This is a genomic window from Pseudoselenomonas caprae (assembly GCF_008271345.1).
Lineage (GTDB): Bacteria > Bacillota > Negativicutes > Selenomonadales > Selenomonadaceae > Selenomonas_A > Selenomonas_A caprae.
Map to the genome: position 1 here is coordinate 122,758 of NZ_VTOZ01000001.1, position 15,398 is coordinate 138,155.

11 protein-coding genes and 3 pseudogenes are annotated in these 15,398 nt (G+C 52.8%); 12 read left to right on the plus strand and 2 right to left on the minus strand.

Annotation, left to right across the window (positions count from 1 at the left end; genetic code table 11):
• Window positions 1–14: 14 nt before the first annotated feature.
• The 12 genes and pseudogenes from FZ041_RS00545 to FZ041_RS00590 all read left to right on the plus strand — a co-directional run bounded on the left by FZ041_RS00545 (window position 15) and on the right by FZ041_RS00590 (window position 13,357).
• Complete coding sequence (locus tag FZ041_RS00545) at window positions 15–695, plus strand: Crp/Fnr family transcriptional regulator (protein WP_149188175.1); 681 nt, start codon at window positions 15–17, stop codon at window positions 693–695.
• A 3-nt stretch (window positions 696–698) separates the two neighbouring features.
• Window positions 699–1,328 (plus strand): ABC transporter ATP-binding protein, encoded by a 630-nt coding sequence (locus FZ041_RS00550; protein WP_149188176.1) that lies wholly within the window; start codon window positions 699–701, stop codon window positions 1,326–1,328.
• On the plus strand, window positions 1,300–1,971 hold the full coding sequence (locus FZ041_RS00555) for a heme exporter protein CcmB (RefSeq protein WP_149188177.1): 672 nt from the start codon (window positions 1,300–1,302) through the stop codon (window positions 1,969–1,971). Before FZ041_RS00550 ends, FZ041_RS00555 begins: the two co-directional genes overlap by 29 nt.
• Window positions 1,972–1,997: 26 nt before the next feature.
• Window positions 1,998–2,654: a cytochrome c biogenesis protein gene (locus tag FZ041_RS00560; RefSeq protein ID WP_439653954.1), complete on the plus strand. Its 657-nt coding sequence runs from the start codon at window positions 1,998–2,000 to the stop codon at window positions 2,652–2,654.
• Complete coding sequence (locus FZ041_RS00565; protein ID WP_149188178.1) at window positions 2,651–3,016, plus strand: cytochrome c maturation protein CcmE domain-containing protein; 366 nt, start codon at window positions 2,651–2,653, stop codon at window positions 3,014–3,016. The genes FZ041_RS00560 and FZ041_RS00565 overlap by 4 nt, the downstream gene beginning before the upstream one ends.
• 18 nt (window positions 3,017–3,034) lie before the next feature.
• Window positions 3,035–5,134, plus strand: a complete 2,100-nt coding sequence (ccsA, locus tag FZ041_RS00570) for a cytochrome c biogenesis protein CcsA (protein WP_255449173.1) — start codon at window positions 3,035–3,037, stop codon at window positions 5,132–5,134.
• Window positions 5,135–5,316: 182 nt separating this feature from the next.
• Window positions 5,317–5,721, plus strand: a pseudogene (locus FZ041_RS15005) (flagellin); the annotation flags it as partial.
• A 2,298-nt stretch (window positions 5,722–8,019) separates the two neighbouring features.
• A complete protein-coding gene (locus FZ041_RS15010; protein ID WP_439653955.1) occupies window positions 8,020–8,304 on the plus strand; it encodes a flagellin in 285 nt (94 codons plus the stop codon).
• 137 nt (window positions 8,305–8,441) lie between these two features.
• Window positions 8,442–8,846 (plus strand): annotated as a pseudogene (locus FZ041_RS14660) (flagellin); the annotation flags it as partial.
• A gap of 2,343 nt (window positions 8,847–11,189) precedes the next feature.
• Window positions 11,190–11,444: pseudogene (locus FZ041_RS14665) on the plus strand (flagellin); the annotation flags it as partial.
• 142 nt (window positions 11,445–11,586) lie between these two features.
• Window positions 11,587–12,075, plus strand: a complete 489-nt coding sequence (locus FZ041_RS00585) for a cytochrome c3 family protein (protein ID WP_149188181.1) — start codon at window positions 11,587–11,589, stop codon at window positions 12,073–12,075.
• The gene (locus FZ041_RS00590) at window positions 12,068–13,357 is read left to right on the plus strand and encodes an ammonia-forming cytochrome c nitrite reductase subunit c552 (RefSeq protein WP_149188182.1); all 1,290 of its coding nucleotides are present in this window, start codon (window positions 12,068–12,070) and stop codon (window positions 13,355–13,357) included. The genes FZ041_RS00585 and FZ041_RS00590 overlap by 8 nt, the downstream gene beginning before the upstream one ends.
• 80 nt (window positions 13,358–13,437) lie before the next feature.
• On the opposite strand, the gene moaC is transcribed toward FZ041_RS00590, so the two are convergent.
• Together moaC and FZ041_RS00600 are read right to left on the minus strand one after the other, a co-directional pair.
• The gene (moaC, locus tag FZ041_RS00595) at window positions 13,438–13,920 is read right to left on the minus strand and encodes a cyclic pyranopterin monophosphate synthase MoaC (protein WP_149188183.1); all 483 of its coding nucleotides are present in this window, start codon (window positions 13,918–13,920) and stop codon (window positions 13,438–13,440) included.
• Between the two features lie 100 nt (window positions 13,921–14,020).
• Window positions 14,021–15,364 carry an MFS transporter gene (locus FZ041_RS00600; protein WP_149188184.1) on the minus strand — a complete coding sequence of 448 codons (1,344 nt, stop codon included), beginning with the start codon at window positions 15,362–15,364 and terminating at the stop codon, window positions 14,021–14,023.
• Window positions 15,365–15,398 lie beyond the last annotated feature (34 nt).

Here is a 15,398-nt window from a genome sequence, read left to right on the forward strand (position 1 = left end):
AAGGAGGGAATTGGATGCAGATCTATCATTTGGATTTACAGGAACTACCCTTGTTTCGGGATGTTTCTCCGGCGGAGGTCGATCGTTTCATCGTAAGTACAGGAGCTTCGGTCAAACGCTACGAGAAGGGGACGCGTATCCTCAAGGCCTATGAGCCCAATGCCAATATTGGTGTGATGGTCGAAGGGAAGGCCCAGGTCATCGCCGAGGATCGCTTCGGCAATGAATCGATCGGCCATACGCTGGAACGCGGTGCGATGATGGGCAGTGCCTCGGCAATCCTGCCACTGTTCCAGCCGAACAACAATACTTCGATCGAAACGCTGACCGATGCCATCGTGCTTTGGGTGCCCTACCGGTCGCTGCTGGTAGCCGGGCCGAAGCTCGGCCGTACGCATGGCATGGTCATGCGCAATTTATTGGAAGCTTTTTGCCGCAAGAATGTCATGATGATGGAAAAGATCGAGCTCTTGTCGCAGAAGACCTTGCGTGAGCGGCTGATCCTCTATCTGCTCCAGCGTGAAGGGCGCTATCAGAGCGAGCAGGTCAAGGTGCCGGGACGCGTGCAGCTGGCCAAGGAGATCGAGTGCAACCGCAGTGCGTTGACCCGTGAGATCGCGTCGATGAAAGCGGAGGGCGTGCTGACTGTCGGTGAGGACTGGCTGCGGCTCAATAAGGACAAAATCGGGTGTTGAGTCATGATAACGATAAAATTTGAAGCGGTCACCCAGTCCTTCTATGGCCGGACAATCTTCCAGGATATCAATGCCGAGCTGCGGAGCGGGACGATCACGGCTGTGACCGGTCAAAATGGCAGTGGCAAATCGACGCTGCTGAAACTGGCGGCCCGGTTCATGCTGCCAGCTGCTGGACAGGTAAGTGTCTGGGAGGAGGCGCGTGAGCTGCGGCGGGCGGAGCTGCGCAGCCGGCTGGCGATGGTGACGCCGGAGCTGAGGTTCTATCCACGGCTCACGGCGCGGGAAAATCTCGCCTTTCTGCTGGGGCTCAGGGGAATCACGCTGGATGATGCGGCCTTTTCGGCTTTGATGATGCGTGTTGGCCTGCGGGAAACGGAAATCGCGGCAGCGTTCACGGGAGAGTTCTCGACGGGCATGCGTCAGCGATTGAAGCTGGCCGCGCTCCTCGCATCAGGCGCTGATATCTGGCTGCTCGATGAGCCTGGGGCGAATCTCGATGCGGGGGGCCGCGAGCTGGTGCTGCGCGAGGCGCGGCAGGCGGCAGACGAGGGCAGACTGGTGCTCTGGGCGACCAACGACGGACGAGAGGAGGCGGCAGCTGATGCAGCAATCCATCTGGCAGGGCATTAAGCTCGTATTCATCAAGGAATTGACGGCGGGGCTGCGGTTCAAGGCGGCCTGGGCGGCCATGTTCATGTTTGCGCTTACGACGCTGGCTTGTGTCAGCATGGCGCTGCAAGGCGGTGTGGTGGAGCCGCGGCTGCTGGCAGCTCTTTTGTGGGTCTGTCTGTTCTTCGCCGCGATGGCTGGGGCTGACCGCGTGTTTGCCGATGAGGATACGGCCGGGACATTGCTCACGCTGCGCATCTTTGGGCCGTCGCAGGCCGTGCTGCTGGGGAAGATGCTCTATACATTATTCCTGCTGGTGCTGCTGGCCATGTTCATAACGCCGCTGTTCCTGCTGCTGATGGATGTGACGGTGGCCGCACCTCTGGTGCTGTTGGGGACCGTGCTGCTGGGATGCACAGGCATAGCGGCGGCGGGGACGCTGATTGCGGCACTGACAACAGGGGCTAGTGTCCACAGTGGCTTGTTTTCGATATTGATGCTGCCGGTCATCCTGCCCGTGTTCCTGCCAGCGATATCGCTGACGGCAGGCGCCTTTGGCAGTGGGGGGATAACGGGCTTGTACCTCGGCGGCATGGCGCTCTACGATCTTATCTTGTTGGTCGGGGCATCGATTTTGTTTGATTATCTTTGGTATGAGGATTGATTATCTGATTATAGGATACGGGGATGATGAAAGTGATACAGGCGAGAATGCTGCCGTGGGCGGTTGGCCTGCTTACAGCAGTGGTGATATATCTGGTGTTTTTTGTGGTGCCGCCTGCACAGGGACTGGGAGATTATGTGCGCATTGCATTCTTCCATATCCCAATGGCCTGGGTGTCTGTGCTGGCATTCCTCATGAGTGCCTGGTGGGGCGCAGGCTATCTGCGGCGGCAGGAGATGAGGGCTGACCGCCTGAGTGCGGCATCGGCCAAGCTGGGCTTGGTATTTGTCGTGTTGGCGACAGTCAGCGGTGCAGTCTTCTCCAAGCTGACCTGGGGAGCATATTGGAACTGGGATCCACGGCAGACGACGATTTTCGTACTGCTATTGATCTACGGTGCCTATCTGACACTGCGGGCAGCAATGCCTGAGCCGCGGCGGCGGGCACGCGTGACGGCAGTCTATGCGTTGTTTTCGTTCCTGACGGTGCCGTTCCTGGTGTTCATCATCCCGCGGCTGTACTTTTCGCTGCATCCTTCGCCGGTCATCAATGGCAGCGGCTCGCTGGACATGGATCCTGTGATGTTGGGGACATTGCTGGCGGGGCTGCTGGATGCGACACTTCTCTATGTTTGGCTGGTATTCCGCAGCGTTGGCGGCAAGGATAAGGAGGCGTTACCATGAATCGGAAAATGTTGTTGGGACTGCTGATCCTGGTGTTTATCGGTTATGCGGGGTACAGCTTTGTCGATTCGGTCACGCCGTATGTCGGTATTGCTGAGGCGCGGACGGCGACCAGCAGTGTCCAGGTCAAAGGGCTTTTGGATGAAAAGGCGGAAGCACCGCATATGGAAGGCGATAATTTCGTATTCACGCTGCGCGATGAGGATACGGGCGAGACGATGCTCGTACGCTATCATGGGACGAAGCCGGATCAATTTGATGAAGCACATCATATTGTCGCTGTGGGCAAGTATCGGGATGGTGCGTTCCAATCCGATAAACTGCTCATAAAGTGCCCGTCGAAATACGAGCAGCAGAAATAGATAAGGAGGCTTCTTCTCTTGGTTGGTACGATATTTTTGGCGCTTGCACTGGCGCTATCCTTGTGTGCCTTGCTTTGCTACGGCGCGCGCACGGAGCGCATGGAGCGCTATGGCCGGTGGCTGACAGTCCTGTCCTTTGCCGGTTCGCTTGGTGCAAGCATTTATCTGCTGGTCTTGATTTTTGGCAATCATTTCGAGATCGCTTATGTGGCCAGCTATTCGTCGGCAGAATTACCGGCGGTATACAAGTTCTCGGCCTTTTGGGCTGGACAGCAGGGATCGTTCTTGCTCTGGCTGCTGTTCCATGCGGCGGCTGGTGTTATCCTGGGCTATCGTCAGCGCTTGTCAGCTGTAGGCATGTGCGTATATATGGTTTTGCAGACGCTGCTCACTATTCTCGTGCTGGCCAAGAGCCCGTTCCTGCCGCAGGAGGTTGCCGTCGAGAATGGCGTCGGCTTGAATCCTTTGCTGCAAGATCCGTGGATGGCTGTCCATCCGCCGATCATCTTCCTTGGCTATGCGCTGCTGGCCGTGCCCTTTGCCTGCTCGGCAGCGGCTCTCATCGAAGGGCAGATGGTGAAAGACTGGCTGGAGACGGCGCGCCGGTGGGCCTTGGTGGCCTGGGCCTTCCTCGGAGCCGGTATCTTCATTGGCGGCTATTGGGCCTATAAGGTCCTGGGCTGGGGCGGCTTTTGGGGCTGGGATCCGGTGGAGAACTCGTCACTCGTGCCCTGGCTGGTTGCTGGTATCTTCATCCACGTGCTGCGCGTGGCCCGCGTGCGCGCTGCGGCACTGTCGATGGTGCATCTTGCGGCGATCTTTGCGTTCTCGCTCGTTCTTTATGGCACGTTCCTGACGCGCAGTGGCATCCTCGGAGACTTTTCGGTACATTCCTTCAGCGGGACGAGCATCGGCATGACGATTGCCGTGGTCAATGCGCTGGTCCTTGTCGGCGGACTGCTGCTCCTGACTGTCCGGGCGGGGAAACTGCCGCAGGGGGAAATGTATCCTGCCTATGAAAGCCGTGAATTCCTGGTACTGCTCGGCGCCCTGCTGTTGGTATTCCTTGCAGCGGTCATTTTCCTGGGTATGTCGATGCCGCTGCTGACGCAGCTGTTGGGCAAACCGGCCGCTGTCGACACGGATTTCTATGTCCGCACGACGCTGCCGTTGGCTATCGTCATGATGGTCTGCCTGGTGGGCGCGAGCCTGCATCGCTATGGGGAAGGCAATAAGGTGGCGCCGCTGAGACCACTGGCCGCATTTGTCCTCCTGGGGGCTGCGCTGGCCTGGCTGGCAGGTGTCCGCCAGGTCATGCCGCTTCTGCTGGCAGGGGCTGCACTCATGGGCGTTGCCGCGTCCTTCTGGAGCTGGCGCAGGCAGGCGCTGGGACTGGGCGGCATGCTCGCCCATGCTGGCCTGGGGCTTTCGCTGCTGGCCATTGTCTTGTCCGGCAGCGGCAGCAGGACTGTCTCGCAGGAGCTGGCGGTCAATGAGCCCGTGACGCTCTATGGTCATGAGATTGTCTTCAAAGGGCAGCAGTTTGCGGATGATATGCGGGAGAAATACTACATCTATACCGTCGATGGGCGTGAAGTGCGGGCATTGACGAAACTCCATGCCAATGGCGAGGATGCAGCCCGCGAGCCAGCCATCGACAAAACACTGGGCGGCGATATCTACATCGCTCCGACACCGCCGAAAAGCAGCGGCCGACAGGAGCTCATCCTCAAGCATGGCCGCATGGATATGGATGATCTGTTCGCCTACCGGTTTGAAGGGGTGACGCTCGAGGAGCAGGGCGGTGGCAAGATGCTCGTCAAGGCGGTCATTGCTGTGACCGATGGCGATACGATCGAGCGCGTAGAGCCGGCGATACAGGCCACGCTGGAAGGCGGTACATCCAAGGCTGTGGAGGTATTCGGCGGCCAAAAGCGCATCCGTCTGACAGGCGTAGCTGCTGACCAGAAACAAGTGCGTTTGGAAATCCTGCCATCAATCGAAACGGAAACCCAACAGGCGATTACAGCTAGTGTCAGCACCAAGCCGTATATCTGGCTACTGTGGCTGGGCAGTGTGCTAGTCTGTGCAGGAACGTTGACAGCTTTAAAAAAATAGCAAGGTAGTGAAAAAGCACTTCTGTTTTAAGGATGGAAGTGTTTTTTTTTATAGGATAAAGGTCATGGGACGTTGACAATGGTGCAGTAACTATATAACATATATGAGTATAATACGTTTCGTGGTGGCAGCAGCTAGGGACGGATAACTTTGGCTATGGAGGTAGGGATTTATTTATGGCTATGACAGTACTAAACAATGCAGCAACTATGCTTACACTGGGAACGTTGAATAAAAACGCTTCATCGTTGGGCAAACAGCTTAGGAAAGTGGCTACAGGGACTAAAATCAACAGTGCAGGAGACGGTGCTTCGGAGTATTCGATTTCTGAACGTATGCGGGTGAGAATACGCGCATTGGAGCAGGATGCGGCCAATGTGCAGACTGGACGCTCCATGTTAAACGTGGCAGCGGGGGCTATTCAGGAACAGTTGGAGATTATGAAGAATATTAAGGCTAAAGTCCTGGATGCCAACAATGATACGAATACGGACATTGATCGACTCACCATCCAAAAAGAAATATCTCAAGGGTTCGAACAAGTACATGATATTGCCTATGAAACCAATTATAATGGCAAAATGCTCTTGGTAGGGGATAAGAAGGTCGATGAAATCTATACCTGGAGAGTCCTGGATAAACCAGAGACTGTACCGGGAAGTGATACCTTGAATTTGATTGCTGATCAGTATTCCTCCTTGGATAATAAAACAGGACCGTTTGCAACGCTGCCGTTTTATTCGACTTCAGCCGTTTCGGCTGAGCCGATTTTGGGAGCTGCTACTCAGGTGAATCTAGCAGGAGGAACGAAGGGGCATTATAACGATCCGCAGGAGTCAACACCGGCATCTTTCTTGATGGATTTCAGTGGGTATACTAAATCTACGGCAGAGGGGGTAGGATTTCGTACAACCAGGGGGTATACTACGGCTTATGATACCTATTATGTATTGACCTCTGATCCTACTAAGAATCATCGTCATGGTGATACCACCAGAGAGAATGTAGTGGAGATAGATATTTCCGGTGCTAATACTGGGGCAGAAATTGCTGCTAAAGTGGCGGCAGCGATACGGAACAATGGTGAGACAGTAGGCGATACATCTGTGAACGGATCAAAAGTTACAATAACCACCTCGTATAGGGGGAGTGCGGCTAACGACGTTACAGTAAAGGGCTGGTCACAGCCAGCAGCTACTGTGGATAAATCTCTGGGTGGTGGTGCCAGTGCGAAAAATGGGCGTTCCAGTGCTATGGTAACGGGACTAGGTAGTGGAAATGCAACAGGAATCGCACCTACGGCAGGCAGGTATATTGATCCTACGTATAAGGAAGTATATGATTCGGCTACGGATATTACCAGTAGGGTGATTGACGTTCCCGGTCATTATGAAGGTGGCGCGGGTGGAACCAAGGCGAAATTAGAATACAATATTGGTTCAGCAGTTGTGGGGTCCGGCTTGGCAATAAAAGGCGCTAATGGTGGTACAGCTTATGTGCGCTTTGTGGAAGGCCATGATATAAAAAGGGATAGCACGGGCGTCTATGAAATAGGCAAAAATGCTGATATAAGCAATGAGATGCTATATGTATGGGATACCTACAATGCGAAAAACAACGTTAGCAGCTATGTCCAGCTTTCTTTGTCTGGAGGAAAGTTGACACTTACTTCTGTCAATGAGGGGGGCAGTATTAATGTTTCAGATGGTTTTTCTAGTGAGCCATCAGCGGCAGCTATTCCCAATCGGACGGTTCAGGTAAACTTTTCGGAGGTAAAAGAATATAAAGGAACTGTAACGCAGGCAACTGGTGGTGTTGACAGAGGAAATTACGTATGGGGAGACACGGCCAGCTACGATATAGATTTATCGGCGTATGATGTTACAGATAACGATAAGCTTGAAAAATTCATCGGGTCCCTTAAGGGAAAGGCCATAAAAACGCCTCAGTCTGATGTTGAGTTCGTTGATACGAAGGTATCCACTTCTTTGGATGCTATGGCACATATGCCTGGGGTTGCTGTGGTGGATTTGAACGCTTTACGGTCTGCCGTGAGTGGAGGTACCACTATTGCGGATGCTTTTATAAATCTTATGAAAAACAAAAGTGGTTATAGTGTTCCTGGTGCGGGGGCAAAGATATTGAGGGTTACGGCTACGCCATATTCTGAGGAAAGAGGGAATAGTCAGACTATCAGTATCAGTAAGGGCAATATGAGTGCCTATACCATTGATTTTAAATCTTATGCAGAAAGCAATGGCTTGTCTTTGCCGGACGCTTTGGATGGTAAGGGATTCCGTGTGTATTGTGCTACTTGCGCGGATCAGTGGTTCAACTTTCAGTTCAAAGCGAAGGATGATCCCTCTGATATTGATCGTCCTGCCAGTGGTCAGTCGGGAGCAGATCTAAAAACTACCATTATCGATATATCCGGGGTAACGGATGTGAAGTCTTTGGTGCAGGCAATATATGATCAGGGCGGCAATGCCATGGAACATATCATGAACGGTCACTCCCATCTGCTGCACTTTGCGGCTGATCCTGAGGCAGGGACGCTTACGGTTTATGATCAGCGCATGTTCGATTTGAGGGAAAGAGCATGGCAGTATCCTTATTTGCAGGAGCAGGGGGCGAAGTTGGCAGATGGTATCCTCGATGATGTGCAGAAAGCTACGAGGGGTATAATGGTTCGGGATTTGATTATTCACCATACCGATAAGGCCAGTATGAACATTCATGTTCAGATTCCGCAGACCTCAATGGATCATCTTTTCAACTATATACCTGGGGTAGCATCCTACAAGGACTATAACGTTTTAACGCAGGCCAACCGGGAAAAGCTTTTAGGCAATCAAGGCGGACGGAGGTCGCTAGATGGTACGCGCATGGTGAAGAACGATGAGCCAGGGCTTTTGGACAGAGCCATCGAGTATCTGCTGGATGCCAGCACTCTCGTGGGGGCGCAGACCAGCCGTCTGGGGATGACGTATGATAACATCATCGCTCAGCAGGAGGGGACAATTGCTTCGGAATCCACCATAAGGGATGCGAATATGGCCAAGGAAATGACAGAATACACGAAGTATAATGTGCTTACCCAGTCTGCGCAGTCTATGCTGGCACAGGCAAACCAAAATAACAGTAGCGTTTTGTCTTTGCTGCAAGCATGATTTTAAATACTGTCATCGACAGTTAAAATTTGATTTAAGAAAAAATGCGTCAGAACGATATAATAAATAGCAGGCTTTGTCTTTGAGGATAAGGATAGAATCCTATTTCATAGGGACGTGAGGGATTGGCTATGACTATGACGGTACTGAATAACCCATCGGCTATGCTTTCACTGGGAGAGTTGAACAAGAATGTTTCCTCTTTGGGAAAGAAGCTCAAGAAAGTGGCGACGGGAACCAAAATAACTGGCGCAGGCGATGGTGCATCAGAGTATTCGATTTCTGAGCGTATGCGGGTACGGCTAAGAGCACTTGAACAGGATGCTACGAATGTGCAGAATGGTAAGACTATGCTGAATGTGGCGGCAGGAGCCATTCAGGAACAGCTGGAAATCATGCGGACAATCAAGGCCAAGGTACTTGATGCGAATAATGATACGAATACGGACTTGGATCGGCTCACGATACAAAAAGAGATTTCGCAGGGGTTTGACCAGGTACATGATATTGCGTACGAAACAAACTACAACGGCAAGTTACTCTTGGTGGGCGACAAAAAGGTGGATGAAATCTACACCTGGCGAATCCTGGACAAGCCAGAGCCGGTGCCGGAAAGCGGTACCTTGAATCTGATTGCTGATCAGTATGATACGCTGGATGGTCAGACAGGGCCGTTTGCGGTATTGCCGTTTTATAGTACGACAGCGGTAACGATAGAGCCGCTGTTAGGGAATCTGACCAGTAAGAATCTTGAAGGTGGTGCGGATGGCTACTATGATCCACCTACGACAGCGTCCCCAGCTTCCTTTACTGTTGATTTTTCCGGTTATGATTCGTCGAATGCGGAAGGCGTGGGCTTTTATACGGCCAGCAATAGTTCAGGTTCAAGTGCTACTTATTATGTACTGACGAATAATCCTACGGGCAAGAATTATCGCCATGGTGCAGGTTCCAGTGAAAATGTAGTGGAGATAAATATCAACGGTTTGGATTCTGCTGGTATAGCGAGTGCGGTGGCATCAGCTATCAGCGGTAAAGGTGTAGTAGGCAGTGCGACTAGTAGTGGCAATGTTGTCAGTGTCACTACAGCTTATTCTGGTTCAGCAGCTAATAATGCCACGGTGAAGGGATGGAGCCAGTCCGCAGGTTCAGCTGAGAAAACTATAGGCGGCGGTGAGAGCAAGAAGTATGGGCGTAGCAGTGCTACGTCTACAGGTTTAGGGAATAAAAGTGCTAAGGGTGTGCCGGCTTCGGCGGGCACCTATGTACCAGCAACTTATAAGGAGTATCATGATCCTGCTACCGATATTACCACGCAGGTAGTGGATGTACCGGCTCATTACGTAGGCGGCAGCGGTGGCAGCCCGGCTAGCCTGGCGTTGAATGTGGGTGGAGCGCCTACAGGTTCTGGAATAACGATTAATTGTTCTGGAACAAGCGGGACCGCTTATGTACGTATTGTGGATGGCGGTTCGATAACGCGTGATTCTACGGGCGTTTATGAGGTAGGCAGGGATGCCAATCTTTCCGATTACAAATTATGTACTTGGGATACCTATAAGCCAAACAATGCCGTGGATAGTTATGTCAGACTGTCTATGGCTAATGGTCAGATGACACTTACGTCTGTTTATTCGGGTGCTACAATAACAACTACGGATGGTTTTTCGTCAGTGGCCGGGGCTGATGCGATAGCGCCGACAACGACGACTGTGAATTTTGAGACGGTAACGGCTTATAATGGTAATGTGACGGTAGCTAATGGTGGTGTTGATAGAGGTGCTTACCATGAGGGGCCGCGTGCGAGCTACACGATGGACCTCACGGCTTATGATACCACGGACAGTGATAAGCTGGAAGCGTTTATTGAGGCACTTCAAGGCAAGGCTCTGAGTACTAGCGGTGTAGGAACGATTGAATTCATTGACAGCAAGGTGCCAACATCTTTTGAAGCTTTGAAGCACTTGCCGAGCGGGATAACTTTCGATTTGAATTCCCTCAGGTCATATATGGCGAATGACAATACGAAGACCGTGGCTGATGCATTTATTTCGCTTATGTCAGCACAGAGCGCGTATCTTAGTGATGGCAGTGATGCAGTGGCAGGAACTAAAGGATTGAAAGTAACTGCGTATGCTAGAGAATCTGCTGGTAACAGCCAGGTCATCAGTTTGTCGCAGGGCAATATGAGCGCTTATACGATTGATTTCAAGGCATATGCCTCGAGCAACAGTTTGTCATTGCCGGATGATTTGGATGGTAAAGGATTCCGGGTGTACTGTGCTACCTGCGCAGATCAGTGGTTTAACTTTCAGTTCAAGTCAAAGGATGATCCATCGGATGCAGATCGGCCGGCCAGTGGACAATCTGGAGCGGATATCAAGACTACTATTATAGATATTTCTGGGGTAACGGATGTAAAATCTTTGGTACAGGCTCTTTATGATCAAGGTGGCAATGCTATGGAACACATCATGAATGGGCACTCGCATATGTTGCATTTTGCGGCTGATCCCGAGGCGGGAACTTTAACCGTTTATGATGACCGCAAATTTGATTTGCGGAATTATTCCAGCCAGTATCCATATTTGCAAGAGAAAGGAGCCAAGCTGGCTGATGGTGTTCTGGATGATGTGCAGAAAGCTACGCGGGGAATCTATGTCCGGGATTTGGTTATCCATCATACCGACAAAGCCAGTATGAACATTCATGTTCAGATTCCGCAGACCTCAATGGATCATCTTTTCAACTATATACCTGGGGTAGCATCCTACAAGGACTATAACGTTTTAACGCAGGCCAGCCGGGAGAAACTTTTAGGCAATCAGGCTGGGCGGATGTCACTGGATGGAACGCGTATGGTGAAGAACGATGAGCCGGGACTTTTGGATCGGGCAATCGAGTATCTGCTGGATGCCAGCACACTGGTGGGGGCACAGACCAGCCGTTTGGGAATGACGTATGATAACATCATCGCTCAGCAGGAGGGGACAACTGCTTCGGAATCCACCATAAGGGATGCGAATATGGCCAAGGAAATGACAGAATACACGAAGTATAATGTGCTTACCCAGTCTGCGCAGTCTATGCTGGCACAGGCAAATCAAAATAGCAGCAGCGTTCTATCTTTGCTGCAATAAGGATAAAACCACGTTCATCGCTGGGAACAGCAGATGAACGTGGTTTTTTTGTGAAAAAAGTCTGAATTTGGTTGCGTGAGCAACATCACACGATTTTGACGGATGCTATAATGGGCGTAGAAGTGAGAGGAGGGGAGCGGAAGTGGAACTCAAACAGCTTTTTAAGAAACACACGCTGGCATGTTTGGCGGGAGGATTTGTCATTGGTGTCGCGGCTTGCGGATTTGGGGCGGCTATGATGTCGTTTTCGGGGAGTCCGGAATTTTGCGGCACCTGTCATGCCATGAAGACAGAGGCGTGGACTTTCGCCGAGTCAACCCATAGCAAACTCGAATGTGTGGATTGCCATCTGCCCCATGACAACATGGCCATCTATATGATCGAGAAGGGGAGAACCGGCATGGTGGATACCTACCATGAGGTGCTCCGGGATTATCCGGCACATATCAAGCTTTCGGCTGACGGCAAGAAGACGGTCAACGCGAATTGCTTGCGCTGCCATGAGAACACCATGAAGAATGTTCATGCGCAGATTGGCGTCGATCTCGACACCGGTGCTGACTGCATGAAATGCCATAGCAGTATTGCTCATGGCGCGAACCATCTCGAAGGGGGGATAAAAGTTGAGTAAGCTACAGAAAATATTAGCAGGAATCGCAGCGGTCTGCGTCGCGTTCTTCGGCTTTGTCGTGGTTCGCATCGGTGCAGCACCGAACGATGACAGCGTGAAGCTCGCTAAGATTCCGAAAGATCAGCAATTGACCAAGGATGGGTATAAGGATGCCTATCCACTCGAATACGAGTCGTTCATGAAGAATAATGAAATGCATCCATCGCCGACTGGCTATGGCGGTTCAGATAAGGTGGATCATCTGAAGGAACAGCCGGAGGCACTCGAGAATTTCAAGGGCTATAAGTTTGCGCTTCAGTATGACGATGACCGCGGCCATACGTATGCCGGCATCGACATCCTCGAGTCGAAACGTCGTCCGGGGCAGAAGGGCTCCTGCATCGTCTGCAAGAGTTCCTATATGTATGATGTCTACTTCAAGGAAAGTGGCTGGGATTTTGCCACGAAACCCTTTGATGAGATTGCCGCTCCTATCAAGGATGACGAGTGGTTTGGCTGCTCGAGCTGCCATGATCCCGAGACGATGGATCTGCGTGTCTATCAGCAGGGCTTTGTCGAGGCCATGGCGCGCCGTGGCGTAGATATCAGCCAGGCATCCCATAACGAGATGCGCGCGTATGTCTGCGGCCAGTGCCATAACGAGTATTACTTTGCCAAGGAAGACGGCCGCGTCGTCGAGCCGTGGGATAATGGTTTTGATGCCGAGCAGATCTATCAGTATTATCAGGATGGCCATGCTGGCGGCTTTACGCAGGATTGGATCCATGCGGACTCCAAGACACCGATGCTCAAAGCCCAGCATCCGGACTACGAGACCTGGCAGGATTCCATCCATGCCATGAATGGCGTTACCTGTGTTGACTGCCATATGCCGTATATGCGCAAGGATGGCCAGAAATATACGTCCCACTGGATGACGAACCCGCTGTTCACGCCGCAGGAGTCATGCCAGAAGTGCCATCAGGAAAGTGCTGAGACACTGACCAAGCGCGTCAAGACGATTGGCGACAACACCTTCAAGCTTCAGCGTATTGCTGGCCAGACGGTCGCCAAAGCCCATAAGACAATCAAGGCAGCGATGGATGCCGGTGCTACCGATGAGCAGCTGGCAGCAGCTCGCCAGACGCTGCGTGAGGCTCAGTGGTATTGGGACTTCGTAGCTGCCGAGAGCAGCATGGGCTTCCACAACCCGGACAAGCAGATGCGTGTCCTGGGACTTGCCATTGACAAGGCACACACTGCCATTGCGCAGACCAATGCCGTTGTCAAGGGAAGCTTATGATCGTTTTTGCCATTTGAAAAAACAGGAGCCGTGGAAGATGATGGATCTTCACGGCTCCTGTTTTTTATAGTAAAAATGTTTCAGCGCACGAATTCGCCGCTCTTGCCACCAGTCTTCTTATCGAGGTGGATGTACTGGATTTCCATGCGCTTGTCGATGGCCTTGCACATGTCGTAGATGGTCAGCAGGGCAACGCTCACGGCGTGCAGGGCTTCCATCTCGACGCCGGTCTGTCCCGTCACCTTGACCGTGGCCTGTGCCTCGACGGCACATTCTTCGGGCAGCATGGTGAAGTCGACACTGCATTTGGCAAGCGGCAGCGGATGGCAGAGCGGGATGACCGAGCTCGTGGACTTGGCGGCCATGATGCCGGCGACGCGGGCGACTCCCAGTACGTCGCCCTTTTTGGCCGTGCCTTGTTCGATGGCGTCATAGACGGCCTGATTGACCTTGATGCGGCCCGTGGCGATGGCCGTGCGGCTCGTCTCTTGCTTGCCGCTGACATCGACCATGATGGCCTGTCCTTTCTCGTCAAAATGCGTAAGTCCGGTACGTGGATCCATGTTATCGTCTCCTTTGCAGTTCATAGCTCTTGTTTATATTTTACCAGTATTGCTGGCAGAAAAAAAGCCTCCCGTCTGGGGAGGCTGAAGCTGCGGCTGCTCAGCATTTGATGCCAGAGCCTTGCCGGTCATAGAAATACCAGGTGATGAGGATGGTGCTGACCGTGAAGGCAATCAAGATATAGAAGGCTGGCGTGACACTCTGGAAGCTGGCGTAAGACCAGCCGAAGATCTTCGGAATCAGGAAAGCGCCGTAGGCGGCGATGGCAGCCGTGAAGCCCGTGACGAGTGACGAATGGAACGGATTGTTGAAGATATAGGGAATCATGCGGAACGAGGCCCCGTTGACAAAACCCGTTGTCAGGAACAGCAGCAGGAATGAGGCAAAGAAGACCGCAAAGCTATGTGTCTGGATGCCGAACAGCACGGCGAAGCTGGCGGCGAGCATGACGAACAGTGACAGCAGCGTGACACGCGAACCGCAGTTTAGCTTATCGGCGAGCCAGCCGCCAAGGGGGCGGACACTGGCACCGATGAAGGGGCCGAGGAAGGCCGCCATTGAGAAGGAGACCTCGGGGAACTCCTTGGCGACGAGCAGGCCGAGTGCTGCCGAAAAGCCGATGAAGGAGCCAAAGCCGCAGGTGTAGATCCAGCACATCAGCCAAGTATGCTTATTGCCGAAGATGGAAAGAATGGATTTCGGGCTCTGCTTGGGCAGCGGCAGGTTGTCCATGAACAGCCAGATGAGCACGAGCGTGAGGACAGTCGGGATGGCCCAGAAATAGCAGACATTCTGCAAGTAGAGTGGGCTGCCGTCAGCGGTCAGCAGGCCGGGCCCGAAGAGCCCAGACAGGTTCCAGCCTAAGAGCAGCGGTGCTGTGAGGTAGATCAGCGAGACGCCGAGATTGCCGACACCCGCGTTGATGCCCAGCGCCAGTCCCTTATTGGCTTTGGGGAAGAAAAAGCCGATGTTAGCCATCGAGGCGGAGAAATTTGCTCCGGCGATGCCGATGAAGGCGACGAGCAGCACGAAGGTGTCGTAGGATGTCGTCGTGTCCTGCAGGGCGTTGCCAAGGCCGATGACCGGCAGCAGCAGCAGGGCCGTTGTGACAAGGGTCGAGGTTTTGCCGCCGAGCAGTCCCGGCAGGTAGGTGTAGAAAAGGCGGCCAGTTGCGCCGATGAGTCCCGGCAGGGCGGCCAGCGTGAAGATCTGCTCATCGCTAAAGTGGAAGCCCACGGTGTTGAGCTTGGCGGCAATCGTGGCCCAAAGGGTCCAGACGACAAAGGAGAGGACGAGTGCCCAGGTCGAGGTGTAGAGGTTTTGGTTGGCAATCCTCTTGCCATACTTGTTCCAGAAGGCTTCGTTCTCTGGTTCCCAGTGTGCGAGGATTTCCTTGCGGCTCGGGGCATTTCCGAGCGCAAGCAGTACATCGTTTTCTGCCATAGTTTTATCTCCTATCCCATAAGAATAATAGCGA

Coding starts and splice junctions, on each gene's coding strand:
- FZ041_RS00560 (WP_439653954.1), top strand. CDS start 1,998: ATGAAAGTGATACAGGCGAGAATGCTGCCGTGGGCGGTTGGCCTGCTT.
- FZ041_RS00555 (WP_149188177.1), top strand. CDS start 1,300: ATGCAGCAATCCATCTGGCAGGGCATTAAGCTCGTATTCATCAAGGAA.
- FZ041_RS00545 (WP_149188175.1), top strand. CDS start 15: ATGCAGATCTATCATTTGGATTTACAGGAACTACCCTTGTTTCGGGAT.
- FZ041_RS00550 (WP_149188176.1), top strand. CDS start 699: ATGATAACGATAAAATTTGAAGCGGTCACCCAGTCCTTCTATGGCCGG.
- FZ041_RS00565 (WP_149188178.1), top strand. CDS start 2,651: ATGAATCGGAAAATGTTGTTGGGACTGCTGATCCTGGTGTTTATCGGT.
- FZ041_RS00600 (WP_149188184.1), bottom strand. CDS start 15,364: ATGGCAGAAAACGATGTACTGCTTGCGCTCGGAAATGCCCCGAGCCGC.
- moaC (WP_149188183.1), bottom strand. CDS start 13,920: ATGGATCCACGTACCGGACTTACGCATTTTGACGAGAAAGGACAGGCC.
- FZ041_RS15010 (WP_439653955.1), top strand. CDS start 8,020: ATGGTGAAGAACGATGAGCCAGGGCTTTTGGACAGAGCCATCGAGTAT.